Source organism: Rheinheimera sp. D18 (genome assembly GCF_004345025.1).
In the GTDB taxonomy this organism is placed as follows: domain Bacteria; phylum Pseudomonadota; class Gammaproteobacteria; order Enterobacterales; family Alteromonadaceae; genus Alishewanella; species Alishewanella metallidurans.
Genome location: NZ_CP037745.1, coordinates 2,733,165 through 2,758,095, shown reverse-complemented (window position 1 = coordinate 2,758,095; position 24,931 = coordinate 2,733,165). Strand labels below are relative to the sequence as shown.

23 protein-coding genes are annotated in these 24,931 nt (G+C 43.8%); 9 read left to right on the top strand and 14 right to left on the bottom strand.

Annotation, left to right across the window (positions count from 1 at the left end; translation table 11 throughout):
- The first annotated feature begins 151 nt into the window (after window positions 1-151).
- Together E0Z06_RS13030 and E0Z06_RS13025 are read left to right on the top strand one after the other, a co-directional pair.
- Window positions 152-2,398 (top strand): TonB-dependent receptor, encoded by a 2,247-nt coding sequence (locus tag E0Z06_RS13030; RefSeq protein WP_132585436.1) that lies wholly within the window; start codon window positions 152-154, stop codon window positions 2,396-2,398.
- Between the two features lie 67 nt (window positions 2,399-2,465).
- Window positions 2,466-3,116 (top strand): response regulator transcription factor, encoded by a 651-nt coding sequence (locus E0Z06_RS13025; RefSeq protein WP_132585433.1) that lies wholly within the window; start codon window positions 2,466-2,468, stop codon window positions 3,114-3,116.
- A gap of 56 nt (window positions 3,117-3,172) precedes the next feature.
- On the opposite strand, the gene E0Z06_RS13020 is transcribed toward E0Z06_RS13025, so the two are convergent.
- From E0Z06_RS13020 to E0Z06_RS12975, 12 genes are all read right to left on the bottom strand, one after another.
- Entirely contained in the window at window positions 3,173-3,757 is a 585-nt protein-coding gene (locus E0Z06_RS13020; protein ID WP_132585430.1) for a CPBP family intramembrane glutamic endopeptidase, read from the bottom strand.
- 67 nt (window positions 3,758-3,824) lie between these two features.
- Complete coding sequence (locus E0Z06_RS13015; RefSeq protein WP_132585427.1) at window positions 3,825-4,022, bottom strand: hypothetical protein; 198 nt, start codon at window positions 4,020-4,022, stop codon at window positions 3,825-3,827.
- Between the two features lie 897 nt (window positions 4,023-4,919).
- Entirely contained in the window at window positions 4,920-5,087 is a 168-nt protein-coding gene (locus E0Z06_RS15595; RefSeq protein WP_165907403.1) for a hypothetical protein, read from the bottom strand.
- A gap of 69 nt (window positions 5,088-5,156) precedes the next feature.
- A complete protein-coding gene (locus E0Z06_RS13010) occupies window positions 5,157-5,276 on the bottom strand; it encodes a class IIb bacteriocin, lactobin A/cerein 7B family (RefSeq protein ID WP_132585423.1) in 120 nt (39 codons plus the stop codon).
- Between the two features lie 158 nt (window positions 5,277-5,434).
- Window positions 5,435-5,995: a signal peptidase I gene (gene lepB, locus E0Z06_RS13005; RefSeq protein ID WP_165907402.1), complete on the bottom strand. Its 561-nt coding sequence runs from the start codon at window positions 5,993-5,995 to the stop codon at window positions 5,435-5,437.
- Between the two features lie 263 nt (window positions 5,996-6,258).
- On the bottom strand, window positions 6,259-6,417 hold the full coding sequence (locus E0Z06_RS15590) for a hypothetical protein (RefSeq protein WP_165907401.1): 159 nt from the start codon (window positions 6,415-6,417) through the stop codon (window positions 6,259-6,261).
- A gap of 106 nt (window positions 6,418-6,523) precedes the next feature.
- Entirely contained in the window at window positions 6,524-6,694 is a 171-nt protein-coding gene (locus E0Z06_RS13000; protein ID WP_243695511.1) for a hypothetical protein, read from the bottom strand.
- A gap of 17 nt (window positions 6,695-6,711) precedes the next feature.
- Window positions 6,712-8,802, bottom strand: a complete 2,091-nt coding sequence (locus tag E0Z06_RS12995) for a peptidase domain-containing ABC transporter (protein ID WP_132585417.1) — start codon at window positions 8,800-8,802, stop codon at window positions 6,712-6,714.
- Between the two features lie 401 nt (window positions 8,803-9,203).
- Window positions 9,204-9,467 carry a hypothetical protein gene (locus tag E0Z06_RS12990; RefSeq protein WP_132585414.1) on the bottom strand — a complete coding sequence of 88 codons (264 nt, stop codon included), beginning with the start codon at window positions 9,465-9,467 and terminating at the stop codon, window positions 9,204-9,206.
- Window positions 9,468-9,519: 52 nt separating this feature from the next.
- On the bottom strand, window positions 9,520-10,770 hold the full coding sequence (locus E0Z06_RS12985; protein ID WP_132585411.1) for an HlyD family efflux transporter periplasmic adaptor subunit: 1,251 nt from the start codon (window positions 10,768-10,770) through the stop codon (window positions 9,520-9,522).
- A gap of 250 nt (window positions 10,771-11,020) precedes the next feature.
- Window positions 11,021-14,479 (bottom strand): PAS domain-containing hybrid sensor histidine kinase/response regulator, encoded by a 3,459-nt coding sequence (locus E0Z06_RS12980; RefSeq protein WP_243695510.1) that lies wholly within the window; start codon window positions 14,477-14,479, stop codon window positions 11,021-11,023.
- Window positions 14,480-14,520: 41 nt separating this feature from the next.
- On the bottom strand, window positions 14,521-15,270 hold the full coding sequence (locus tag E0Z06_RS12975) for a 3-hydroxybutyrate dehydrogenase (protein WP_132585408.1): 750 nt from the start codon (window positions 15,268-15,270) through the stop codon (window positions 14,521-14,523).
- Window positions 15,271-15,504: 234 nt separating this feature from the next.
- Here E0Z06_RS12975 and E0Z06_RS12970 point away from each other — a divergent pair, with 234 nt between their 5' ends.
- From E0Z06_RS12970 to E0Z06_RS12955, 4 genes are read left to right on the top strand one after another with little or no spacing between them, the layout of a single operon-like run.
- Complete coding sequence (locus E0Z06_RS12970; RefSeq protein ID WP_132585405.1) at window positions 15,505-16,212, top strand: SapC family protein; 708 nt, start codon at window positions 15,505-15,507, stop codon at window positions 16,210-16,212.
- Window positions 16,213-16,266: 54 nt separating this feature from the next.
- Window positions 16,267-17,265: an SIS domain-containing protein gene (locus E0Z06_RS12965; RefSeq protein WP_132585402.1), complete on the top strand. Its 999-nt coding sequence runs from the start codon at window positions 16,267-16,269 to the stop codon at window positions 17,263-17,265.
- A gap of 23 nt (window positions 17,266-17,288) precedes the next feature.
- Window positions 17,289-18,407 carry an N-acetylglucosamine-6-phosphate deacetylase gene (nagA, locus tag E0Z06_RS12960; protein ID WP_132585399.1) on the top strand — a complete coding sequence of 373 codons (1,119 nt, stop codon included), beginning with the start codon at window positions 17,289-17,291 and terminating at the stop codon, window positions 18,405-18,407.
- 26 nt (window positions 18,408-18,433) lie between these two features.
- On the top strand, window positions 18,434-19,732 hold the full coding sequence (locus E0Z06_RS12955) for a sugar MFS transporter (protein ID WP_207903089.1): 1,299 nt from the start codon (window positions 18,434-18,436) through the stop codon (window positions 19,730-19,732).
- A gap of 3 nt (window positions 19,733-19,735) precedes the next feature.
- On the opposite strand, the gene E0Z06_RS12950 is transcribed toward E0Z06_RS12955, so the two are convergent.
- A complete protein-coding gene (locus E0Z06_RS12950; RefSeq protein WP_132585396.1) occupies window positions 19,736-21,133 on the bottom strand; it encodes a capsule assembly Wzi family protein in 1,398 nt (465 codons plus the stop codon).
- Entirely contained in the window at window positions 21,130-21,612 is a 483-nt protein-coding gene (gene coaD, locus E0Z06_RS12945) for a pantetheine-phosphate adenylyltransferase (protein ID WP_132585393.1), read from the bottom strand. Before coaD ends, E0Z06_RS12950 begins: the two co-directional genes overlap by 4 nt.
- Before the next feature lie 117 nt (window positions 21,613-21,729).
- On the opposite strand from coaD, the gene E0Z06_RS12940 reads away from it, so the two are divergent.
- The 3 genes from E0Z06_RS12940 (at window position 21,730) to tdh (ending at window position 24,750) form a co-directional block, all read left to right on the top strand.
- A complete protein-coding gene (locus E0Z06_RS12940; RefSeq protein ID WP_132585390.1) occupies window positions 21,730-22,377 on the top strand; it encodes a TetR/AcrR family transcriptional regulator in 648 nt (215 codons plus the stop codon).
- 136 nt (window positions 22,378-22,513) lie between these two features.
- Complete coding sequence (locus tag E0Z06_RS12935; RefSeq protein WP_132585387.1) at window positions 22,514-23,710, top strand: glycine C-acetyltransferase; 1,197 nt, start codon at window positions 22,514-22,516, stop codon at window positions 23,708-23,710.
- 14 nt (window positions 23,711-23,724) lie between these two features.
- Window positions 23,725-24,750: an L-threonine 3-dehydrogenase gene (gene tdh, locus E0Z06_RS12930; RefSeq protein WP_132585384.1), complete on the top strand. Its 1,026-nt coding sequence runs from the start codon at window positions 23,725-23,727 to the stop codon at window positions 24,748-24,750.
- Window positions 24,751-24,931: the final 181 nt, after the last annotated feature.

Genomic DNA, 24,931 nt, shown 5'->3' with positions numbered 1-24,931 from the left:
TATCCTTGTGCTCATTTTCGCTTAGTCTGATACAGGAAGGCTCACATCACCATAGTACTAAGGTACAGGTTAAAAATTCTGCGTTTAGGCCTACAGTAACCCTAGATAAATAAAAACAAGATATGCGAACACAAACAGCAGGAGAGCCAACATGGCCAATAATTATAAGATTAATGCAACGCACAAGTTTAGCCGTACCTTACTCAAGCCTAGTTTAGTTGCCTTAGCTATTAGTGGTTGTTTTGCCGGCACCGTGCTAGCGCAAGAAACTGCCAAAGGCGCCGATGACGTTAAGTTAGAGCGTATTGAAGTAACCGCTCGTCGTACTGTAGAAAATTTGCAAGAAGTGCCGGTTGCTGTAACCTCATTAGGTGAAGAAGAATTAGCGCAGCGCGGTATGGACAATATTACGGCTGTCGCGCAGTTTTCACCCAATACCACCTTGCAAGTATCGCGCGGCACAAATAGTACGCTAACGGCCTATATCCGTGGTATTGGCCAACAAGATCCACTATGGGGTTTTGAACCAGGCGTGGGTATCTACATTGATGATGTTTACATGGCGCGACCTCAGGGCGCGGCGTTAGACGTATATGACGTGGAACGCATAGAAGTGTTGCGTGGCCCGCAAGGTACCTTGTATGGTCGTAACACTATTGGTGGTGCAGTAAAATATGTCACTAAGCAACTTACCGGCGAGAATGAATTCGCCGTTCGTGGCACCTTAGGTACTAAAAGTCAGCGTGATTTGAAAATTTCTGGTCAAACGGCGTTAGCAGATAACCTGTTTATTAGCGGTGCTTTTGCTAACTTTAATCGTGATGGTTTTGGTAAGTTTCTTAACACCGGCGATGACAACTACAATAAAGAGTTAATGACTGGACGTGTAAGCGTACAGTGGAATGTCGCAGACAATTTCCGTTTAGCGTTAAATGCCGATAAAACGGTAGATGAATCTAATCCACGTGGCGGTTTTCGTTTATTCCCTAGTGCATTAGCGCCTACCGATACGCAACCAACCAGTGTATACGATGCTAATATTAGTATGCCGGTAACAAACAAGGTAGAAACTGAAGGCCAGTCACTTACCATGACGCTAGATTTGTCAGAGAATTGGACACTTAAGTCGGTTACTGCACATCGTGAAGGTAAAACCGATACCAATATCGATTTTGACTCAACAACCTTCCCTACACTGGATATCCCCGCATTTTATGAAGATACGCAGGTATCTCAAGAGTTACAGCTGATGTACAGTGATGACAAGCTGAAGGTCGCTTCGGGGCTATATTACTACGACGGCGAAGCCTGCGGTGCCTTTGGTCAGGTAGTTTATGGCGCTAGCACTACAGAAAACGGTGGCTGTGTGCAAACCGATAGTATTGCCGCTTATGCACAGGGTTCGTATCAGCTAGATGATAAATGGTCTTTAACCTTTGGTGGTCGTTATACCAAAGATGACAAAGAGGCCGATGTTTACCGTTATGTTTATGCCGGTTATAAATTCCCACGTGATCCTAACGGCGTTTATTTAGCTACGCAAACTGAATTTACTGGTAAAGAAAGCTTTAGCCACTTTTCGCCGCGTATCGGCGCAGAGTATCAGTATAGTCGTGACTTAATGCTGTATGGTAGCTATACCGATGGCTTTAAATCAGGTGGCTTTGATATGCGAGCCAACCAAGCTATTAACCCAGATGCAAGCAAGCCTTACCAAGAAGAAACGGTTGATACCTTTGAATTAGGTATGAAGAGTGAATGGTTAGACCAACGATTACGTGTTAACGCGTCGGTGTTTATGTCATCTTACGATGATATGCAGGTAACGGTGCAGCGTGCGGTTGAAACGTCACCGGGTGTTGTTACTGTTGCATCACAAGTACTAAACGCGGCCAGTGCTGATATTAACGGTGTGGAATTAGAAGCTCAGTTTGCCGTTACTAACGACTTTGAACTTAGCATGATTGTCGGTTACTTAGATGCCAGCTTCAATAAAGTAGAGTTTTTTGACCCCACTCAGCAAAAAGTAGTTGATGTATCTAACGTGTGGGCCTTTGCTAACACACCGGAGTTAACTGCAACCTTAGCGGGTAAGTACAGCATTGCGACTGAAATTGGTGAATTTGTTATTACCGCGAATATGGCACATCGCAGTGAAACGCAAATTTTTGAAGTGCCATCGGTGCTAGATTACGGCGGTTACAGCGTATTTAATGCCGGTGTAAATTGGTACTCAAATGATGGCCATTGGGACGTTGCTCTGCAGGGCAAAAACTTAGGTGACAAACAAGCGCGTATCGCGGGCTACAACTTTGCTGGCCCGGCACTTGATAACTCGGTATTGGGTTTTTATATTGACCCACGCACCATTAGCTTAAGTGTTGGTTACCGTTTCTAATTAAGAAAACCCTTGCCGGGGCGCAAGCCCCGGTACATTATGGGCCAAAAGGCTCAGAACTGAATTTATGATTGCTTTAATTGCTGACGACCACCCACTATTTCGCGTTGCTTTAGCTCAAGCCTGCGCCAATATTCTTGGTAATGATGCGCTATTATTACAAGCGCAAAGCATGCAACAACTATGGCCGCTACTGCGTGCTCACCCCGACACTAACTTTATCTTTCTTGACTTGAAAATGCCCGGTAGCGATGGTTTTACTGGCTTAACTGCGCTGCGCACAGAATACCCCGATGTGCCGGTTATTATGGTATCGGCAGAAGAAGACCCGGTTATTATTAAGCAAGCGCTTACGTTAGGCGCTGCAGCGTATATACCCAAATCTGTACCGCTTGAAATGCTGTCTGAAGCTATAGCCGCAGTATTAAATGGTGACAGCTGGTTACCGGCCGAGTTAGTGGCTGATGTTAATAATGCGGTACCGTTAATTGATGAGGACTTTGCCCAGCGCCTAGAGCAATTAACACCACAGCAGTTTCGAGTATTAAAAATGATCGCCGATGGTTTGCTGAATAAGCAAATTGCCTATGAAATGAACGTGCAAGAAACCACAGTAAAGCAGCATGTTTCGGCGATATTACGCAAGCTTGATGTTAATAACCGGACGCTAGCGGGTATCTTGTTTGAAAAGCTAAAGCTAAAAGACAGCTTTAGTTAAGCAGGAGTTCATTATTATTTTTAATAATTACAAGTTTAATTCAGCTAATTATTGCGTTAGATAAGATCTCCATCGAAAAAGAAAATAGCCAAATTATGGAAAACGTGAAGACTAAAGCATGGCAACACTGATTTTGTCGATAGTCTGATTAGACAAAAAACTAAAGACATTAGAAAAGAATAAATGAAAATATCTGAGTTATGAGCAAAAGCAAAGGCAGCTGAAACGATAAGCGCAGAAAGCCAAAAATTTTTTACTAGCCCTACGAAGAAACCTAGCAAAATTACTCTGAACATTAGCTCTTCAAAAAAAGGAGAAATAAAAACTGCCCGAAAAAAATCCCAATAGTTATATTGGAAATTTTCACTTGCTCTTGGTCCAGACGCTATGATGAAAATAGAAATTGTGATAATCAATAAAACATTTAAAATCTTGAAATTAACATCTGTAAAGTTAATTTTCATAGAATTGACAGATTTAACTCTAATTGATTCTAGAGAAAAAATAATGCTCAAGGTAGAAATCATTATGATCGTGTAGTCATCTATGTATTCTGAAAATTGAAAAAAGCTAAATATTAAAAATAGCGCGCCACCACCAAAATATACAAAGATAACATCCCTCAAGCTATACAAAGTCATACGAAGCCTCGTAATAAGCAAGCCCGCACGGGCTTGCTTATAAAATCACATCGGTATTGGTTAAAATCTACTTATTTGCAGTCCAATTAATATCATCTATCCAATTGTTAGAAAGCATGACGTTGTCGTAAAAGTATACACCTGCCGATTGTGCGATTTGTTTTGCTTCCATAAACATTGTAGTATAAGAAGCCGCATCTAAAAGTCCTCTGATTAAACTACCACCACTCACTTCTTCCACGTGCTCAAATGTTAACTCTTGCATCTTATCTCTCCTTGAGATGTTTTTAAGTTTATTGGTTGCTCTTTACTTAGAGCTATAGTCGCCCTTTTAGGCTTAAAATCGGCTCAAACAACCAAGCCCTGTTCTGTTAAAAAATAGGGCTGCGTTGTTCTAGCACGATATCTGCGCTTAACAGCAGTCCCGATTGCAGCGGGACTGTGTTGCCATAAGCGCGGATTTGTTGCGAATCCAGTGCTACCTGTACTCGGTATACTGGCTCCTGTAAGGCGATAGTCGTATCTAGTTGACAAAGCACTCGAAGCCCGTCGAGGTAACTTTTTTTACATTACCCTGTCCGCACTCTTTTAAAGCCAATTCTGCATTCACCTTAACAGAGTCAACAGCGGAGCTTTTAGTGCTCTGCATTTTCGAGCTGCAAGCTGACAATAAAGCTAAGCTAACAGAAAATAGAAACAACTTTAAATTTGACATGAAAACCCCAAAGTAATTGAAATAACACCCGCCTTAGTTAGCTATCACGGGCGTGAGCCTCGGAAAACCAAACTAACTAAACAGAGCTACTTGCATTCAAATCCGTCTTTTGTTTCGGACTTGACTTTTCCATGGCCGCAAACTGAAATTACTAATTTTATTAGCAAGCTGTTTTGTAAAAAGTAGCTTGGTTTGCATGCATTCATCTTCACTGTTTTTTTCAATTGAAGATTTAATTAGTAATAGAAATACTCACTAAAGCAATGCTTAATAACAAGCAAAACTATGTATAAAATACATGCTAAAAGAATCAACCATTTAGGAATGAAAACGTTTTTACCGCAATGCCTCCTAAAGAAAAAAAAGATAATAATTAGTGCTAAAAATTCCATTAAATAAGACATAACAATCTCAAAAAATAAAGGGCAGGCGGTGCCTGCCAAAACGTTAATCTCTTAATTTATAATTTTCTTGGGTTATTTTTGCAGCTTCACCAACTGCACCCCAGTCTATATCTGAATACGATTGATTCGCATATCCAAAAAATTTAGCTATCTCGTATACAATTCCTGCGCCTTGAACAAAGGTTAATTCATTTTGATCCAATTCAATCATGTTTTACATCTCCCACCTTACTTATTAGCTTTCTCATGTTTTGCTTGCTCAACGCCAGCCTTGTAGCCATTAATATGCATCGACTGCTGCATCAACAGCAGCAATTACTGTTAGAACGGCCGCAACCGGTGCAAGCCAAGCTACTCCACCACTCACTTCTTCCACTTGCTCAAATGTTAACTCTTGCATATTATCTCTCCTTGAGACGTTTTTAAGTTTATTGGTTGCTCTTTACTTAGAGCTATAGTCACCCTTTTAGGCTTAAAACCAGCTCAAACAACCAGGCCCAGTATTGATAAAGAGTAGGCTGCGTTGTTCCAGCACGATATCACTGAGCGATAGAAAATCTATTTAATTAGGCTTTTTGAGAAAGTAACAGCTAGGGGAATAACTTGTTGATTATAATCATTAAAACGAACAACATATAGTGATTGAGCAATAATATCCGCCTTTTTTACTGGCCCAAAACTTCTAGAGTCATAACTGTTTTTTTCATTATCACCAATGACAAAATATTCATCATTTAATAAGAAAAATACACTATTTCTTTTTATGCATTTTTGTCTATCATCAATTAACTCTCCAACCCAATTATTGCTATACATATACCTCATACCGTTAACGTAAACTTCTGAATTACAAATGTGCACTTGGTCACCAGGCATAGCATGTATGCGCTTACGCAGTAAATTATCATCTACTTTTACTGCAACCATCACACCTAGTTGTAGTGAGAAGTTGAAGTGCTTTGAAATGATAATGTCATTCGGTTGAATTGTTGGATAATTGGATTCTGTAAATCTATCTTCACCTGTTTCATCTACAGAATAACCATTAAGCTCGGGGTTGTTAAGGTAAATAAATGAAATGAAAATAAATGATGAAACAACAAATACTGATTTGATCATTTTTTTGCGCCATAACAAGAATGAAAATGAAATGAGGATCAGCAGCGCATGAATTAGAAACCAGAATTGCACTAACAATACTGAATCGAAAACTTCAAAAATTCGTATAGAAAAAAGTGATGCCACAAATAGGAAAATAATTAAATACATCTTGGTTATCCGTTACCCGGTGCACATGTAGCACATATAGTTCACTCTGAATATGCCTAGCAAAGCTTGTGGCCTCGCTAGGCATATTTTAAATGTTAGGAATAAGTGTCATATTAAGGAGCAGGGAAGTCAGGGTTAGGACGAAAGTCCTCACCAAAGCCAGGAGGTAATTCGCCATTTCCCATCTTTGTGATTAAATTTCTAGCGATAAATCTCCACAAAAAATTACCACCACTCACTTCTTCAGCTTGCTCAAACGTTAACTCTTGCATATTATCTCTCCTTGAGATGTTTTTAAGTTTATTGGTTGCTCTTTACTTAGAGCTATAGTCGCCCTTTTAGGCTTAAAATCGGCTCAAACAACCAAGCCCTGTTCTGTTAAAAAATAGGGCTGCGTTGTTCTAGCACGATATCTGCGCTTAACAGTATGCCCGATTGCTGCGGGACTCTGTTGCCATAAGCGCGGATGTGTTGTGCAGCCAGTGCTACCTCTACTTGGTATACCGGCTCCTGTACGGCGACAGGCATATCAACTTCATTTGGCAGCATGATGGCCTGCGCCGTTTTTATTTTTCTGTATTTATACCAAACTGTGCCTTATACGGTGCTGTTACATCTTGCAGCTGGCCGTTATGCAGTTGCATAATCCTTTCGGCATTAATAATGGTTTCTGGCCGGTGGGCAATAATAATGCGGGTCATATTTAACTGTTTAATTGCTTGATTCACATAATGCTCTAGTTGTACATCCAAATGACTGGTCGCTTCATCCATAAATAAAATTTTCGGTTTTCGATATAGTGCCCGTGCCAATAACAGCCTTTGCTTTTGGCCGCCGGATAACGAACTACCCATATCGCCGACCAAAGAGTTATAGCCCATTTGCATCACAGCAATATCTTGATGAATACCGGCTAGCTTTGCGGCTTCAGTTACGCTGTGCATCTTCATTTGGCTGTCAAAGAAACTGATGTTTTCAGCTAAGGTACCCGACATCAGTTGATCATCCTGCATTACTGCGGCTATCTGGCTGCGATAATGGCGTAACCCTAAATGACGAATATCGACACCATCTACTTCTACTTTGCCGTTCTCAGCTGGCAGTAAGCCCAGCATAATTTTCATCAAGCTGGTTTTTCCACAGCCAGAAGGGCCAATAATGGCAATATTTTCACCGGCTTTTACTTCAAGATTCAGGCTATTGAATAGTAAAGGGTCATTACTGGCATAACGAAAGCCAATATTGCTTAGGCTAAGCTGACCACTAATATCGCGGCCATCGCTTGCACTGCCTTCATCTTCTTTTTCGGTTAAGGCAATATCGGCTAAGCGGTCTAAATGTAGCCGGGTCATTTTTATCTCAACCAATTTATCAATCAGCGCAGCGGTGCGGTTAGTAAACTGATTTTTATACGCCATAAAAGCGAATAGCATACCAACACTAAAGTTGCTCGCCATCACGGCATGAGCTGCCAAATAGACTACCAGTACGTTTTCAACCCCAAATAACAACTGGTTAATAGTGGCATAGGAGATTTGCCATTTACCTAAACGGTAATTCTGGTTTACCGCATTCGCAAAACAATTTTGCCAGATATTTAAGCGCTGGGTTTGTTGGCCAAACAGCTTAATGCTTTGCATGCCGCGTACAGTTTCCATAAAGTTACTTTGCTCTTTAGCCGAGGCAATGATGCTGGCTTCGGTCAGTTGATGTAGTGGTTTATATAACGCCCAGCGTAATAAGCCATAAATTAATACCGCTATGCCAACCACTAAACTAAGCTGTGGGCTGTATAAATACATCATCACTAACACAGTAATGGCCATAATGCCGTCTATCACGCCTTCAACTAAGCTATTGGTTAATAGCTCTCGCACTGAATTAAGTGAGCCAAAGCGTGAAACCACATCGCCCATATGGCGTTTTTCAAAATAACTTAATGGTAAATGTAATAAATGCCGCATTAAATTTGCCGCCATTTGCACACTCATCACCGAGCCTAAGTGCAGTACCACCCCGCCGCGTAGCGTTTGGGTAACCACTTGCAGTAGCATAATTAAACCAAAGCCAAGTGCTAACACCACAAGTAAAGGTTGGTCTTGGCTTACCAATACTTCATCCACCACTAATTGGGTGTAATAAGGCGCTGCCAGCACAAATACTTGTAACAACAACGACAAAATGAATAACTTGCTAAGTGACGGTAGCAGGCCCTGTACTTTGGTCCAAAACGCAGTTAAGCCTAAGCGTACTCGCTCATCAACTTTTTTAAATTCAGTGCCTGGCGTTAGCTCCAGTGCTACGCCGGTAAAGGCTTTATCCACTTCATCCAGCGTTAAACGGCGCTCACCCATTGCGGGGTCTAAAATGGTAATGCTATTGCGATGCACTTTTTTCAGCACCACAAAGTGGTTCATTTCCCAGTGCAAAATGCATGGTGTGCGAAGGTTTTTTAAATCATCTAAATCCAGCTTTAATGCGCGTGGTGTTAAACCTAATTGGTTACCCAGCTGCATCAACTGTTGTAAATTGGCGCCTTTAAGCGACATGCTGTAGCGGTTGCGTAGGGTAGTTAAGTCCAGCTGATGTCCATGGTGATTGGCCACCATAGCAATACAGGCCAGGCCGCATTCAGCGGCTTCGGATTGGTAGATCATTTTGACGTTTCAAGCAATTTTATACCCTTAAGCGCATTTGTAGGCTTAATAGCGTGTGTGGTTCTATTAATTTATTTGACGGTCTTTTAATCTCAATTAAAATCAACTTAACCACCAGTGATGAGTCAATACTAAGAGGAAGAACGTCACTGGAGGGTATGTAAGAAAAAGGACTCCTTTATACTTCTTATCATCCATATGAAAATCTTTTATATCTCTGTTTCCGTGAAAAATATTGATAGGGAGCACAGATATTGCAAATAATATTGCAAAGCGCTCTAAGTCAAAAAAAGCTAGAGCTACGTAAAGCACAGCAAACATAAATAGACTAAGATATGCAAGTTTCACTTTCCCTCCAATGGGGCTTACAACACAATGTGCAAGCCCCGCAATTTAAATAATTATTGGGCGCCAGTTGCTGCCCCACCAAGAGCGGCAACACGTGGGAGCAAATATCTGGCGGCAGCAGATCCAATCGGACCACCAATAGCTCCTGAGGCTGCTCCAGTTCCTGTTGCTGCAGCTAAACCACCCCAGCTAAAACTACCTGACGTTGCAGCACTGCCAAGATAGCCCGCTGCACCTATAACTGCGCCAAGGCCCATGCCAGGCACACCAAATGCACCATTCACTTCTTCCACTTGCTCAAATGTTAACTCTTGCATACTATCTCTCCTTGAGACGTTTTTAAGTTTAAAGGTTTGCTCGTTACGAGCGTTATAACCGCCCTTTCAGGCTTAAAACCGGCTCGAACAACCATGCTAACAGGCTGCGTTGTTCCAGCACGATATCTGCGCTTAACAGCATGCCCGATTGCAGCGGGACTGTGTTGCCATAAGCGCGGATGTGTTGCGAAGCCAAGGCTACCTCTACCCGGTACACTGGCTCCTGTACGGCGACAGGCATATCTACTTCATTCGGAAGTACGATAGCCTGCGCCGTTTTTATTACTTCGCCCTCATATAAGCCAAAACGCTGATATGGAAAGGCGTCAAAGCGTAAGCGGGTGCGCTGGCCTGGCATAACAAAGCCATAAGCGCGGGTGGGCACCAACAATACGGCCTGCAATGCTGCGTTATCCGGCATTATCGTTAGCAGTGGTAAGCCCATTTGCACATTGTTGCCTATTTCTGCTACCAGATTGGTCACCCGGCCGGTTATCGGGGCGGTGATTAACAGCTCTCCACGGGCATTAAGCTCGGTTTGTTGCTGCTTAAGGCGGGAAATATCACTGTCGAGCACAGCCAGTTGTTGTTGCTGTTCACTTGGCAGGCGCTGTAACTGGCCGCTAAGTTGTTCTATCTGGGCTTTTTGGCTTTGCTCGCTGGCATTTAACTCGGCCAGTTGCTGCTGAATATTCAGTACCAGCTCATGCTGTTGTTGCAGCTCATTAGTAGAGATGGCACCGCGGTCAGTTAAATTCTGGTAATTCTGATAACGCTGCTGATTGAGCTGTAAGCGTTGTTGCAGTAATTGCTGTTGCGCGCCAATATCACTTAGCAGGTTGCGGCTTAAGGTTAGCCGGGTGGTAAGCTCGACTTCTTGCTGAGAAAGCTGGCTGATAACTTGCTGCTTACGCACATTAACCAGTTCGGTTTGTTGCAGCAAGCCCTGAAACAGGGTGCCGGTAAGGCTGTCTCCTGCGGATAGGTGTTCCGGAATAGCCACCAGTGCCAGTCGGTCACCGGCTTGTACCTGCTGGCCATCATCAACATAAATCTGCTGAATAACCCCAGTGCGGGATGATGCTACCTTGGCTAAGCCAATATCCGGCTTTAAATAGCCGCTAACGGTTTCTTTGCGATTAAATGAAGTCGCGCCAAGAAATACAACAATGGCAACAATGACACACAATAAAATGCCGGTTAATAAGCTACTACTAACGGGCTGAGCAATAATAACATCGCCATCTAAGCGCGCGCTTTGCTGTTTTACAGCATTAGCGCGAAACAATCCTTTGTCTTTCACAACAGCCCCACACTTTCATTTACAATACGACGTAATTTGTAACGGTGTGCAACATAATGTGGTTAATCGTTAATGGCAATGACTTGTTATATTCTTTTTTGTTATAGATTGTGCGTTATTTTGCCAAGAACAATTTATTCTGAAATTACTCAAGCTATTAACAATGAAAGTTGAGTGTAGGAATAAATTAAGGAATACAGTACGCCAGTTCGATAGCTGATTTTTTGAGCGACAAGCAAGGCGATATTAACTATTGAAGTAATCGAGTAAACAGCCTTTTTAACGCCACTGGCTTTAATGGTTTAAGTAAAAAGTAAAAGCCGGCGTTTAGTGCATGTTCGCGAATAGCTTCATTATGATCAGCCGAGTGAATAATTACCGGCGCGGTTAACTCAAACTGTGCAACCAGCTTGTTGGCCACTTCTACGCCCATTTCGTTGTTATCTAAATGATAGTCAAACAACAGTAAATCTGGCCTTAAACCTTGTTTTAGCGCTTGCTCGGCATCTGTAGGCAAGCCAACAGCGGTAACCTCTACCTGCCAGCTACGCAATAATTCACTTACTGCACTGCGTAGTTGCGGTTCATTGTCTAATAACAAAATGGTTTTGCCAGCAAAGCTGGCGGCGATATTAGGCTGGTGTATGCTACGGATAACGGCAGGCGCAGTGGTGGCTAGCGGTAACTGAATGCTAAAGCAGCTGCCTTTACCAACTTCAGACTGTAATTTCAAGTTGTGACCAAGAATACCGGTAATACGGTTGGCTATGGCTAAACCTAAGCCTAAACCACGTTGATCTTGTTGTTCACCTTGTTGAAACTCATCAAAAATACGCAGTTGCTCGTTTTCAGCTATGCCGATACCGGTATCAAGCACACAGATGCGTATATCGCTACCACAGCGTTTTACGCCAAGCAACACCTTACCGGTGGTGGTGTAACGAATAGCATTGGCTAATAGGTTTTGCACTACGCGCTTTAGTAGTTTTCTATCGGTGCTAACCGCTAGTTTTGACGGGATGTAATGCAGTTTTAAGCCTTTTTCTGCCGCCAGTATTGCCGCATCACGCGCAATATCATCTAATAAGGCATGCAAGCTAATGCTTTGCACATTAGCGGTTATTACTCCAGAGTCGAGCTTGGTCAGTTCTAAAATTGCGCCTAATAGTTCTTCGGCCGAATTTAATGAGCTAATTAAATTTTGACTGAGCTGCTTTAGCTCCGGTGTAGTTTGTTTGTCGCGTAGTAGGCTGGCAAATAATGCCGAAGCATTAAAGGGCTGCATTAAATCATGGCTAGCTGCGGCAAAAAAACGGGTTTTAGCTTGGGTGCTTTCCTCTATTTTTTGTTGGGCTAATTGCAGCTGCTGGTTTAATTGCTGCAATGCTTGGGTGCGTTCAGTTACGCGTTGCTCTAGTTGCTGCTGCGTATCAATAAAGGTACTAACGTCGCTATAAGTAGTAACAAAGCCGCCACCAGGTAATGGATTACCTTGCATTTCTAGTACGCTGCCATTTTGCTGGCGGCGCTGAAATTTATAGGCACTACCTTGTTTTAAATAACTTAAACGCTTTTGAATTTCAGCGTCGATATTGTCGCTATCAATGAGGCCACGTTCAAGGTTGTAACGAATAACATCGGCTACCGGTTTGCCAACTTCAACTAAACCCGCGGGGTAGCTAAACATATCAATATAACGCTGATTCCAGGCAATTAGGCGAAGATCAGCATCTACTACGCTAATACCTTGGCTAATGTTATCGATAGTTGAGCGCAGCAGGGCTTGGTTAAACTGAAATACTTGGCTGGCTTCGTCAACAAAACGTGCGACGGATTCAAGCGGTAACGCCGCATGGCGGCCACTGGCATCCATAATTAAGCGCATTGAAGCGCCACCGACTACGGCCGCTAGGCTGCGTTCGGCTGCTTGCAGTAGGTTAGCTGGAGCAAGCTGCTGTAACTCGTGAGGCTCTTTTAAATTGCGCTGTAATAAGCGCTGTGCTTCTTTATCACCCGCAAAACGCTTTACTAATAAATAACAATCTTGCACCGATAAATTGAGTGGTCGAGTAGGTTGGCTGCTCACTTGAGTGCGTAAAAACCGCCCACTTTCTAGCCATTCGCCAACGCGGGTAACACTAAAACGACTAACCAATACAACCAATAAACAGTTTAAGCTGAGGCTAACTAGCGTACCTATGCTGATAACATCGGCATCTAAGCCAAATAGATGGTGCGGTGCCAAATAGCTAATACCAAATGGCCCTTGCTCTAACCATGCTTGGCCAATTAACCCGGCCCGGCTTAGTTCGGGCAGTAAAATAATGTAGGCCCAAGCGATAGCGCCACCACACAAGCCGGCAATAGCGCCCTGACGGTTGATATTGCGGCTAAGTAGGCCCAGAATTAATACCGGCGCCAGCTGCGCCACCAGTGCAAACGCCATTAAGCCTAATTGAGCTAAGCCTGTGGCGGTGCCGATCCAGCGATAATACACATAGCCCAGCGCCATTACCGTAAGCATGGCAATGCGGCGCAGAGTGGCAATTTTAATATGTTTAGCGGGTGTTGGTTGGTTAGCTGGCGTGCGATAAATAACGGGTGCCAGTAATTCGTTGGTGATCATAATACCCAATACCACGGTTGCCACCACCACCATACTGGTTGCGGCAGAAAACCCACCAAGGTAGGCCAGCAATGCCATATCGGTACGCTGCGCAGCTAGTGGTAGTTGTAGCAATACCAAATCAATATTGGCATCGGCACCCAGTAGCATTACCCCGGCTAGCGCCAGCGGTAGAGTAAACATGCCCATTAGCAGTAAATAGAGTGGAAAAATCCAGCGGGCACTGCGCAAATGGCCAAGATGTTGGCCTTCAACAAAGGTAACGTGAAACTGGCGCGGTAAGCATAAGGTAGCGGCAAAACCCAATAATACGTGCAGCCAGTAAGTGTGCGTGGGCAGTGCCTGTTGTTGCACTTGTTGCACCGCGTTACTTTGGCCGGCAAGCTGAAAAATTTGTGCTACGCCATCATACATGCCCCAAAACACGAAAGAGGCAATGGCTAACAGGGCTAATAGTTTTACTAAGGATTCAAAGGCGATGGCCGTCATTAAGCCGGGGTTGGGCTGATGTGCTTTTGCGCCTTTGCTAACAAATAGTAGCGCAAACACGGCCATCCATAAACTGACATACAGGCCAGTATCAGCATACCAAGCGTCGTTAGGCGCACTAACGACTAATGTATTAATACTGGTAGAAACGGCTTGTAGCTGCAGCGCAATGTAGGGAATAACCGACATCAGCAAAATAAGTGTAGTAATAACCGCTAGTAAGCGCGAGTGGCCAAAGCGGGTGGCGATAAAGTCGGCGATAGAAGTAATGCGATAACGCCGACAGGCAATAGCAATATGGGCTACTAGCTTAAAACCAAACCAAAACAGAATGAATGAGCCGATGTAGGTTGGCGGCATCCACCAACCGTTAACCGCGGCTTGGGCGGTAACACCATAAAATGCCCACGAGGTGCAATAAATAGATAATGCAAAGCTAAATACCCAAGGTGCGAGCGGATGCTTGCTATTAATGCGCCGGCCAAAGTGACCAACGCTAAATAAAATTAGCAAATAGATTAACGAAAGCGCAGCAATGGTGCCAATACCTATGCTGCTACCGGTTAAATTCATAAACTCAGGCGCTGTGATCATTTTTTCTGTTGCTCGATTGTGCCTGAGTTTTTAATGCTGAGCTAGCGCGCTGTCCAGCCACCATCTAGTACTAACGTTTGTGCCGTCATATGCCGAGCTGCGTCACTGCATAAAAACGCCGTAGTAGCGGCAATTTCATCAACGCCAATAAAGGCTTTTTGTGGCATAGGGGCCAGCATAATTTGTTCAATTACTTGCTGCTCGGTTAAGTTGTGCTCTTTTGCTTGCGCTGCTATTTGTTGCTCTACTAGCGGCGTTTTAACATAGGCAGGGCAAACGGTGTTAATCGTAAAATTTTTGTCGGCGTTTTCTAACGCAACCACCTTACTAAAACCGAGTAAACCATGCTTGGCGGCTACATAGGCCGATTTAAACGGCGATGCTATTAACGCATGAATAGAGCCTATATTAATAATACGGCCAAAATTACGCTCGCGCATACCCGGCAGTAAGGCGCGGCTGAGCATGGCAGGCCCGGTTAGCATAACGTTTAATAGCATCTGCCATTTTTCTGGTGGAAAATCTTCCAAGCGTGCGACATGTTGAATACCAGCATTATTAACTAACACATCAATATTATATTGCGCGGCACAGCGCGCGATAGAATCGGCATTAGTAACATCCAGCAAGATGCCTTCGGCGTGATAACCAAGCTGCTTTAGCTGTGCGACTTTAGTGTCGATACTTGCTTGGTGTAAATCAGCAATAATGACCTGGTGCTGTTGCTCAGCAAAATGGCTAGCAATAGCAAAACCAATGCCTCCAGTGCCACCTGTAATTAGAATTTGCATGCGGTTAACTCCCGTAACTATGATATCGCCTATGTTAGAAGCGCTAATGTGTTACAACAACGCTACTTTAGTGCTATGCACCTTGTGTTATTAAACTGGTTTTGACCTGTTGATCCTATAGCTAACTTAGAGCATGATAAGTCCGCACTGCTGATGGCATAAGGGGTAAGCATTTAACGTTACATTACGACCATCAGCACTTCTCAAATTAATGATCAGAATAAAGAGTAGTTTATGACTTCAGCGCAAAAGATTGTGCCGCTAAATAAAGAGCAGCACGCGACAACAAAAATTAACAACAATAATGCCTTTTCTCATATTGATAACGAACATTTATTGCCGGTAGTGGTGCATGAGTTTGTGGTAGCGGGCGCCGAGTTTCCCATTGTATTTGTGAAAAGCGAAGATACGTTTCAAGCGGTAGCTATGTTGGGTTTGGCAACAAAACAGAATTTGTTTATGCAAGATAACCAATGGCAAGCGCTGTATGTGCCACGCGCAATTCGTAATTACCCGCTACTGCTAGTGCAAGAACAACAAGACAGTGAGCGCTTATTAATCGCATTAGATGAAAACTCTGAGCGTGTTAGCCAGGCTGAAGGTAATGCGTTATTCAATGAAGATGGCAGCGAAAGTGAGTTTTTAACTTATCGTAAGCAACAAATGTCAGATTACATTGAAATGGGTGTAGTAACCCGTAACTTTGTGGCTAAATTACAAAGCTTAGATTTAATTCAGGAGCAAACGCTTACATTAACGATTAATGGTGAAGAGCGCCGTATTAACGGTATTTATCTTATCGACGAGAAAAAGCTGAATGAATTAAATGACGAGGCCTTTCTAGATCTACGTAAAAGTGGTTACCTCACTGCAATCTATGCTCAGCTTATGTCGCTACAGCATACGCAAAAATTAGTTAAAAAATCCGCAGAAGCCAGCTAGTTTGGTACTTTAGGCAGCAGCAACGGCTGCTGCTGTCATTATAGGGAAGAATGAATGAGTAACAGTATCATGGCGTTAGAGGCTAGAGAAGCGCCTCAGCGTATTGCTGAACAGTTAGCTGCCAATGCTAATCTGGTAGAACAGATTGTGACGGCTATTTCTGAGCGCGCGCCTAAATTCGTCTATATGGTTGGTCGGGGGTCGTCTGACCATGCTGGTGTGTTTGCTAAATATTTAATTGAAATTGAAGTTGGCTTGCCGGTATCGGCCGCCGCGCCATCAATTGCTAGTGTTTATAATAAATCACTGCAACTTAAAGATGCGTTGGTTTTAGTGATCTCTCAATCAGGCCGCAGCCCAGATATTCTTGCCCAAGTTGATATGGCCAAGCGCAGTGGTGCCATGGTAGTGGCTTTGGTAAATGATACTAGCTCTCCGCTAGCAGAGCAGGCGCATTATGCGCTGCCATTATACGTTGGTGCAGAAAAAGCAGTAGCCGCCACCAAAAGTTATTTAGCAACATTAAGCGCTATTTTACACTTGGTATCGGTTTGGTCAGATAACAAGGCGTTACAGCAAGCTGTGCAACAGTTGCCACAGACGTTGACTAAAGCAATTGAGTTAGCGCCGCAATTAACTGCTGCAGCGTTAGAAAACGTCGCGCATTTAGTCGTGTTAGGTCGCGGTTTCGGTTATGCCATTTCGCGGGAGATCGCACTAAAACTTAAAGAAGTTTGCGGTATTCATGCTGAAGCGTTCTCTAGTGCCGAGTTTTTACATGGCCCCGTCACCTTAGTTAAACATCCTTTTACTATTGTTGATGTTACGGTGGCTGATGAAAGCTTGAGTGCGCATCGTAGCCAGATTGATGATGTGCGCCGCCGTGGCGCTACTATAATTCCGCTGCATCATAACGGTGTTGATGCGTATAACCGAGTATTGCCTTTAGTAATTTTACAGCGGTTTTATTTAGATGTAGAAGTGGTTGCACGTAGCAGAGGAATTAACCCTGATGCGCCACCGGGCTTAAATAAAGTAACTAAAACGGTTTAATCTAACATAGTGGTATTAAGCGCATGCAGCAGTTGAGTGTCAGCCGGCTATTTGACGGTGAACAGTGGTTCGATAATGTGAGTGTCAATATTGATAACTGTAGTGTGCACTCGGTAGTACCCGCGGTTGGCAATATTCAGTCTGGCATGTTAGTGCCCGGTTTTATTGACGTGCAGGTAAATGGTGGTGGCGGGGCATTGTTTAATGCGATACCAAACCTGCAGTCACTGCGCACTATGCTGCGGGCGCATGCGCAGTTTGGTACTACGGCAATGCTGCCGACAGTTATTACGGATAATGTTGCCGTTATGCAGCAAGCTGCTGATGCAATAGCAACAGCTATTGCTGCGCAAGAGCCTGGAATTATTGGTGTGCATTTTGAAGGCCCGCATTTATCAGTGGCAAAAAAAGGTGTGCATTCTGAGCACTATATTCGTCCATTAAGCGCTGCCGAGTTAGCCATTTATGCGCGTACGGATTTAGGCGTAAAGTTAGTTACTGTAGCCCCCGAAAATGTAAGCCCAGCCCAAATTAGCCAGCTAGTAGCACTAAACGTCATTGTTTGCCTTGGCCACTCAAATGCCGATGCCGCAACCGTGCAGGCTGCACTTGCAGCAGGTGCGAGCGGTTTTACGCATTTATATAATGCGATGTCGCCGTTAACGTCACGCGAACCCGGCATGGTTGGTGTGGCGCTTAGCGACCCGAATAGTTGGTGCGGTATTATTTTAGATGGCCATCATTTGCACCCTGTTGCGGCAAAGGTGGCGTTAGCCGCTAAGCCACAAGGTAAGTTAATGCTGGTAACTGATGCGATGTCGCCAGTAGGTACTAATGATACCGAGTTTGATTTTTTTAGCGGTAAAGTAGTGCGTGACGGAAGCAAATTAACTAATGAAGCTGGCTCTTTAGCGGGCTCGGTATTAGATATGGCCGGTGCGGTACAATATGCCGTGCAGCAGCTAGACGTTAGCCCTGCAGAAGCGCTACGAATGGCGTCGCTATACCCTGCACAGTTTTTATCACGCAGTAACGCTGGCCGTATTGTTGTCGGTGCGCCGGCAGATTTCGTATTCATTAATGATAACTGGCAGGTGCTCGCTTGTTGGATTAATGGTCAGCCAATTTATAACGCCTTATAAAAATTATAATAAAGCAGGGAACAAGTATGGAAATGACAGCTGAACCGGTTAAAGCTCGCAGCAGCCTAGTGCCAATGGCAATAGTTGCAATCTTGTTTTTTGTTTTGGGCTTTGCTACTTGGCTTAATGGTTCGTTAATGCCTTACTTAAAACAAATGCTTAACTTAACGCCACTGCAGGCGTCATTTGTGGTGTTCTCTTTTTATATCGCCGTAACGTTCACAGCCTTACCTTCGGCGTGGTTAATTCGTAAAGTCGGCTACAAAAATGGCATGGCGTTAGGCATGGCAACCATGATGCTGGCCGGCTTGCTGTACATTCCTGCCGCAGAAACACAAACGTTCGCTTTATTTTTATTAGCGCAGTTGGTTATTGGCGCTGGGCAAACGTTATTGCAAACCGCTGTAAACCCATACGTAGTTAAAATTGGCCCAGAAAAAACCGCTGCCGTACGTATCAGTGTTATGGGTATTTTAAATAAAACCGCGGGAGTTGCCGCACCGGTTGTGTTTACCGCGTTAATCGCCAATAGCTTTATCTCAACTTCTGATACTGTGCTAACAAGCATACAAATTGATGAAATGGCCGCTAGTTTAGTTTTACCTTACCTTGGTTTAGCTATATTTTTAGGCGTGCTAGCACTGGCTGTAAAGTTTGCGCCGTTACCTGAATTAGAAAAAGAATCGAATAACACCAATAGTGTGCAGTTAATTAAAGCGGTATTAGCAAAACCTAGTTTAGTATTAGGCGTATTAGCGTTATTTGTTTATGTAGCGGTTGAAGTTATTGCTGGTGATACCATTGGTTTATTTGCCTTATCGCTTGGTGTCGAGCGTTACACGGTAATGACCTCTTATACTATGGGTTGTATGGTACTGGGTTATATACTGGGAATAGTATTGATCCCGCGAGTGCTATCACAACAAGCTGCGTTAGCAACTTCTGCTATTTTAGGTGTGTTGTTAGTCGGCTTAATTGTACTGAGTGATACCTCATCTTATATCATCGCTAATAACGTATTGCTGCCATTAGGTGGCGCAGCGCTACCCGATACGCTGCTGTGTATAGCTGTACTTGGATTGGCTAATGCTATTGTTTGGCCGGCAGTGTGGCCGTTGGCGTTGTCAGGTTTAGGTGAGTTAACTAGTACCGGTTCGGCATTACTTATTATGGGTATTGCCGGTGGTGCTTTTGGCCCAGTATTTTGGGGTTTAGCTAGTGGCACGGGGTTGGGGCAACAAGGTGCTTATATTGTGATGTTGCCATGTTATGCATTTATTCTGTTTTATGCACTGAAGGGCCATAAAATGACCCGTTGGCAGTGATAGCTAGAAACGATATTCCCAAGTGGCGGCTAAACTACCACGTTTAATATTAAGCTCGGGTTGCGGCGATTTATCAAACACTCGACCTTCAATACTTAGCAAGCCGTTAAACAACGGCTGGCGATATTCAAGTCGTAACTGCCAGTTTTTTAAATTAGAGTTGGCAGCTAAAAACTCACCGTGCAGTAGGCTAACCGCCCAGCTATAGCCATCAAAAGTTTGAAAACGATAACCCGCCGATAATACTCGCGCATCGCTACCATAGCCACTACCGATAACTCGACCATAGCGGCGGTAACCTTGCGGATAAATGTCACCTTCGTATGCGCAATCACCAGTTTGTAGTGCGCTATCACAACGAATATAAGTATTCGACCATTCTAAATTAATGGTGTGTATTGTGCTGCTGCTACCAAAAAAGCTACGTACGCCATAAAGCTGCATAGGTGTGCTTAGGTTGCGACCACCGCTGTCGTTGGCAAGTTCAGCATAAATACTCAGAGGTTGATGAAACAGATTAAGGTGCAAGGTGGCATCTAACCCAACCAAGTTATCAGAATTATGTTGATCATTTAACAATAACATCTGGCCAAATGCGCTAAGGCCGTTGTCTAAGGTATCGCCACCCCACTGACTAATGCGCGATAAACCCAGCTCTAATTCAGGTAACGGCCTAGCACTAAAGCGTGCGCCAAAATGCTTAATTTGTTGCGGTATACTATGGTGTTCACCCTGACCGATAAAACTGGTAAAGCTCCATGGCCCCAGCCAGCTAAATAAGCTATTTTCACTCGCTTGCCAGCTATGACGGCTTAACCGCAACGAAGGTATTGGTCTGGCGTTATTGCTTAGTAACAGTGAGGTTTGTTGCCCTGGCCCCCACCATAGCGGCTGTTGATCAAGAGCCAACACCCAGTTGCCAGCAATAAATGCCAGATAACTGCCATCTAGCGTAACATCTTGCTCATGGCTGCCATTTTCAAGCTTACGATAATTAACCTGCGTTTTAGCCGCCCAGTTTTCGCCAAGGTATTCTTTAAAAATACTGGCATCAGCTTTTTCAAAATAGCTTTCGCCGAAACTTTGATACAGCGACGGGTTCGTGCTGGCTTTTAACTTAATACCGGCAATGTAATCTTGTTGGTTAGCGTTTAACGCTGATCTAACATGAGCTAGTGCAAAGCGTAATTCTTCTGTTGGTTGTTCTTGCGCCGCCGCTAAATCGCCTACAATGTTTTTCCACATTAAAGGGTAGGTGTTTACTGGGCCTGTTATAACGCCAGCCTGCGCCAGTGTTTGCAACGATTGGCGTAAATAATTATCTGTGGTGTCTACCCAGGGCGCAGCGCTGGCGGGTAATGCCAACAACAGTGTGGCAATAATCGTTGGTTTTAATGTCATAATTTAAATTTGGCTTTTAGGGCTAGTTCAACATCGGCGGGAACAAAGCTGGACACGTCACCACCGTGCCGACATACCTCTTTGACTAGAGTCGATGAGATAAATGAGTTTTTTTCCGACGGTGTCATAAAAATACTATCTAACGCTGGGTTCAACTGTCGGTTCATACTGGCTAATTGAAACTCGTATTCAAAATCGGCAACGGCGCGCACGCCGCGAATTAACACCGCCGCATGCTGATCTTCTGCAAACTTAGCCAATAAACCCGAAAAACCTATTACGCTAACATTATCAATGCCGGCAAAAGCCCGTTGTGCTAAAGCAACCCGTTCTTGCAGGCTAAACAAGGGTTGCTTGCTTGGGTTAGCTGCAACGCCGACAATAACACTGTCAAACATTCGGGCTGCGCGCTGCACTAAATCGGCGTGACCGTTAGTAAGAGGGTCGAAAGTGCCTGGGTAAATGGCTTTAATTTTCATATTGTTAGAGGCATTCCATGCTAAGTTAAAATGCAGATTTCGCAACGACTAGAGTTTTTAGTCAATTTGGCGTTACTATAGCAAATTAATTTAATAAACAATAAGCCTGTTTCGCAGATGGAAAAAAAGCTCAGAACAAAAGATAAAATTCTGCAAGCCAGTGTAGAGTTATTTAACCAGGTGGGTGAACGCCAGGTTACGACTAATCATATTGCGGCACATTTGGGCATTAGCCCCGGTAACCTTTATTACCATTTTCGTAATAAAGAAGACATTGTGCGGCAAATTTTCAAAGAATATGCCAAGTTATTAGAAACGCGCATTAAACCACCATCGGATAAAACCGAAGCACTGGATGCGTTGGCCAGTTATTTGGATGCCGTGTTTGAACTGATGTGGCGGTTTCATTTTTTTTACGCCAACTTACCCGATATTTTGGCGCGAGATGCCGCATTGCAGCAAGATTATCAACTGGTGCAACAAGGTGTTTTGGCGCGCGTTACTGCCGTGTTACGCTCGCTTAAGCAGTCGGGTATTATTGCCATTGATGACGAAGACGTGATTGATTTAGCGCACAGTATTAAGCTGTTAGTAACGTTTTGGATTAGCTATTTAAAAACCCAAGCGCCAGACAAAGCCATTGATCAGGCGAGTGTGTATCAAGGCGTTCTCAAAGTGTTATTGTTATTTAAACCCTACGCGACTGAACAAGCTAAGCCGCGTATTGCGCGCTTACAGCAACAGTATGAAGCACTGGCCAATTAAACAGCGCGGTTGTAGGGTAAACTTGACACTATCAGGTCTGAGCAGCACACAACATAATGTAAAAGCGCTGCAGGCTTGCTTTATACGCTATACAATAGCGCCGTTTTTCTGTTCTTAGCCAGTAACTGGAGGTTTTATGCGCAGCAGTGCTTTTCTGCAACACTTACAACAGCAAACCGATGATGTTAAAGCAGAAGGTTTATACAAGGCAGAGCGTATTATTACCTCGCAGCAACAGGCCAGCGTTAGTGTTGCTGGTAAGCAGGTACTAAATTTTTGTGCTAACAACTATTTAGGTTTAGCCAATCATCCTGATCTTATTGCTGCTGCTCAGCAAGGTTTAACCAGCCATGGCTTTGGCGTAGCCTCAGTGCGCTTTATTTGTGGCACTCAAGATATTCATAAAACTTTAGAGCAAAATATCAGTAGCTTTTTAGGCACTGAAGACACCATTTTGTATTCGTCGTGTTTTGATGCCAACACCGGTTTATTCGAAACCCTACTGGGCGCTGACGATGCGATTATTTCTGATGCACTAAATCACGCCTCTATTATTGATGGTGTGCGTTTATGTAAAGCCAAGCGTTACCGTTATGCCAATAACAACATGGCCGAGTTAGAAGCGCAATTAAAGCAAGCCGATGCCGATGGCGCGCGTTTTAAATTAATTGCCACCGACGGTGTATTTTCAATGGACGGCGTAATTGCCGATCTAAAATCTATCTGCGATCTGGCCGATAAATACGGCGCGATGGTGATGGTTGATGACAGTCATGCTGTGGGCTTTGTTGGCGAAAATGGCCGTGGCACCCCAGAGTATTGTGGTGTGACAGAGCGAGTAGATATCATCACGGGTACTTTAGGCAAAGCATTAGGTGGCGCGTCAGGTGGTTACACCTCAGGTAAAAAGGAAGTGATTGAATGGCTGCGTCAGCGCTCACGGCCGTATCTGTTCTCTAATTCATTAGCGCCATCTATTGTTGCTGCGTCAATTAAAGTATTACAGATGCTGCAGCAGGGTGATGCACTGCGTGCCAAGCTTTGGGATAATGCTAATTATTTCCGGGAAAAAATGTCAGCTGCTGGTTTTACGTTAGCTGGTAAAGATCATGCCATTATTCCGGTGATGTTAGGTGATGCCAAAGTTGCCTCAGAAATGGCAAAACGGATGTTAGAAGAAGGTATTTACGTGGTTGGCTTCTCATTTCCAGTAGTGCCAAAAGGCCAAGCGCGGATCCGGACACAAATTTCAGCAGCACATAATAAAGCACAATTGGATAAGGCTATAGATGCCTTTATCCGTATTGGTAAAGACATGGGCGTGATCGCATAAGGGCGGGACGTAAAATGAAAGCATTAGCAAAGTTAAAAGCAGAACCGGGTATTTGGCAAACTGAAGTTGATAAGCCAGAAGTCGGCCCGAATGATGTATTAATACGTATTAAAAAAACCGCTATTTGCGGTACCGACGTACATATTTATAAATGGGATGAGTGGGCACAAAACACGATTCCACATGGCATGGTAGTAGGTCATGAGTATGTTGGTGTAATTGAAGGCATGGGTTCAGAAGTGCGTGGTTTTAAAGTAGGTGACCGCGTGTCGGGTGAAGGCCATATTACCTGTGGTTATTGCCGTAACTGTCGGGCTGGGCGAGTACATTTATGCCGTAACACCACAGGTGTTGGTGTTAACCGTCCGGGTGCTTTTGCCGAGTACTTAGTCATCCCAGCGTATAACGCGTTTAAATTAGCTGACAATATTCCTGACAATATCGCGGCTATTTTTGACCCGTTCGGTAATGCCGTGCATACCGCACTGTCGTTCGATTTAGTGGGTGAAGACGTGCTTATTACCGGTGCTGGGCCAATCGGCATTATGGCAGCAGCCGTAGCGCGACACGTTGGCGCCCGGCATGTGGTTATAACTGATGTAAACCAATACCGCTTAGATTTAGCGCTTAAAATGGGTGCTACCCGTGCCGTAGACGTTAGTAAACAAAACCTAAAAGACGTGATGAACGAACTGGGTATGACCGAAGGTTTTGATGTTGGTCTGGAAATGTCCGGTGTGCCAGCCGCGTTTCGTAGCATGCTTGATACCATGAATCACGGTGGCAAAATTGCGATGCTAGGTATTCCGCCGTCTGATATGGCAGTAGATTGGAATAAAGTTATTTTTAAAGGCTTAGTAATCAAAGGTATTTACGGTCGCGAGATGTTTGAAACTTGGTACAAAATGGCCAGTTTAATTCAGTCGGGGTTAGATTTAACGCCAATGATTACTCATGAAATGCCGATGGAAAACTACCAAGAAGGTTTCGAGATTATGTGTTCTGGTCAGTCAGGTAAAGTAATTCTGAACTGGTCATAATCACCAGCGACCTATCAACAATAAAACAGCGAACCTCGGTTCGCTTTTTTATTGCCTAAAATTCATTCACTCATTTGTCTCTAAAGTTGATTTGGATATATGTTATATTTTTTTGGAATATAGGATTAGTGTTTGGTTGGATTGCTTTGTGCATAGTTAATGTTGCATGTAATTGCAATTA

Coding starts and splice junctions, on each gene's coding strand:
- E0Z06_RS13000 (WP_243695511.1), bottom strand. CDS start 6,694: ATGCTGCCAAATGAAGTTGATATGCCTGTCGCCGTACAGGAGCCGGTA.
- lepB (WP_165907402.1), bottom strand. CDS start 5,995: ATGATCAAATCAGTATTTGTTGTTTCATCATTTATTTTCATTTCATTT.
- E0Z06_RS12955 (WP_207903089.1), top strand. CDS start 18,434: ATGGAAATGACAGCTGAACCGGTTAAAGCTCGCAGCAGCCTAGTGCCA.
- E0Z06_RS12935 (WP_132585387.1), top strand. CDS start 22,514: ATGCGCAGCAGTGCTTTTCTGCAACACTTACAACAGCAAACCGATGAT.
- E0Z06_RS13010 (WP_132585423.1), bottom strand. CDS start 5,276: ATGCAAGAGTTAACATTTGAGCAAGTGGAAGAAGTGAGTGGTGGAGTA.
- E0Z06_RS12990 (WP_132585414.1), bottom strand. CDS start 9,467: ATGCAAGAGTTAACATTTGAGCAAGTGGAAGAAGTGAATGGTGCATTT.
- E0Z06_RS13015 (WP_132585427.1), bottom strand. CDS start 4,022: ATGCAAGAGTTAACATTTGAGCACGTGGAAGAAGTGAGTGGTGGTAGT.
- E0Z06_RS12950 (WP_132585396.1), bottom strand. CDS start 21,133: ATGACATTAAAACCAACGATTATTGCCACACTGTTGTTGGCATTACCC.
- tdh (WP_132585384.1), top strand. CDS start 23,725: ATGAAAGCATTAGCAAAGTTAAAAGCAGAACCGGGTATTTGGCAAACT.
- E0Z06_RS15595 (WP_165907403.1), bottom strand. CDS start 5,087: ATGATTGAATTGGATCAAAATGAATTAACCTTTGTTCAAGGCGCAGGA.
- E0Z06_RS12965 (WP_132585402.1), top strand. CDS start 16,267: ATGAGTAACAGTATCATGGCGTTAGAGGCTAGAGAAGCGCCTCAGCGT.
- E0Z06_RS12980 (WP_243695510.1), bottom strand. CDS start 14,479: ATGATCACAGCGCCTGAGTTTATGAATTTAACCGGTAGCAGCATAGGT.
- E0Z06_RS13020 (WP_132585430.1), bottom strand. CDS start 3,757: ATGACTTTGTATAGCTTGAGGGATGTTATCTTTGTATATTTTGGTGGT.
- E0Z06_RS15590 (WP_165907401.1), bottom strand. CDS start 6,417: ATGCAAGAGTTAACGTTTGAGCAAGCTGAAGAAGTGAGTGGTGGTAAT.
- E0Z06_RS13030 (WP_132585436.1), top strand. CDS start 152: ATGGCCAATAATTATAAGATTAATGCAACGCACAAGTTTAGCCGTACC.
- E0Z06_RS12995 (WP_132585417.1), bottom strand. CDS start 8,802: ATGATCTACCAATCCGAAGCCGCTGAATGCGGCCTGGCCTGTATTGCT.
- nagA (WP_132585399.1), top strand. CDS start 17,289: ATGCAGCAGTTGAGTGTCAGCCGGCTATTTGACGGTGAACAGTGGTTC.
- E0Z06_RS12940 (WP_132585390.1), top strand. CDS start 21,730: ATGGAAAAAAAGCTCAGAACAAAAGATAAAATTCTGCAAGCCAGTGTA.
- E0Z06_RS13025 (WP_132585433.1), top strand. CDS start 2,466: ATGATTGCTTTAATTGCTGACGACCACCCACTATTTCGCGTTGCTTTA.
- coaD (WP_132585393.1), bottom strand. CDS start 21,612: ATGAAAATTAAAGCCATTTACCCAGGCACTTTCGACCCTCTTACTAAC.
- E0Z06_RS12975 (WP_132585408.1), bottom strand. CDS start 15,270: ATGCAAATTCTAATTACAGGTGGCACTGGAGGCATTGGTTTTGCTATT.
- E0Z06_RS12970 (WP_132585405.1), top strand. CDS start 15,505: ATGACTTCAGCGCAAAAGATTGTGCCGCTAAATAAAGAGCAGCACGCG.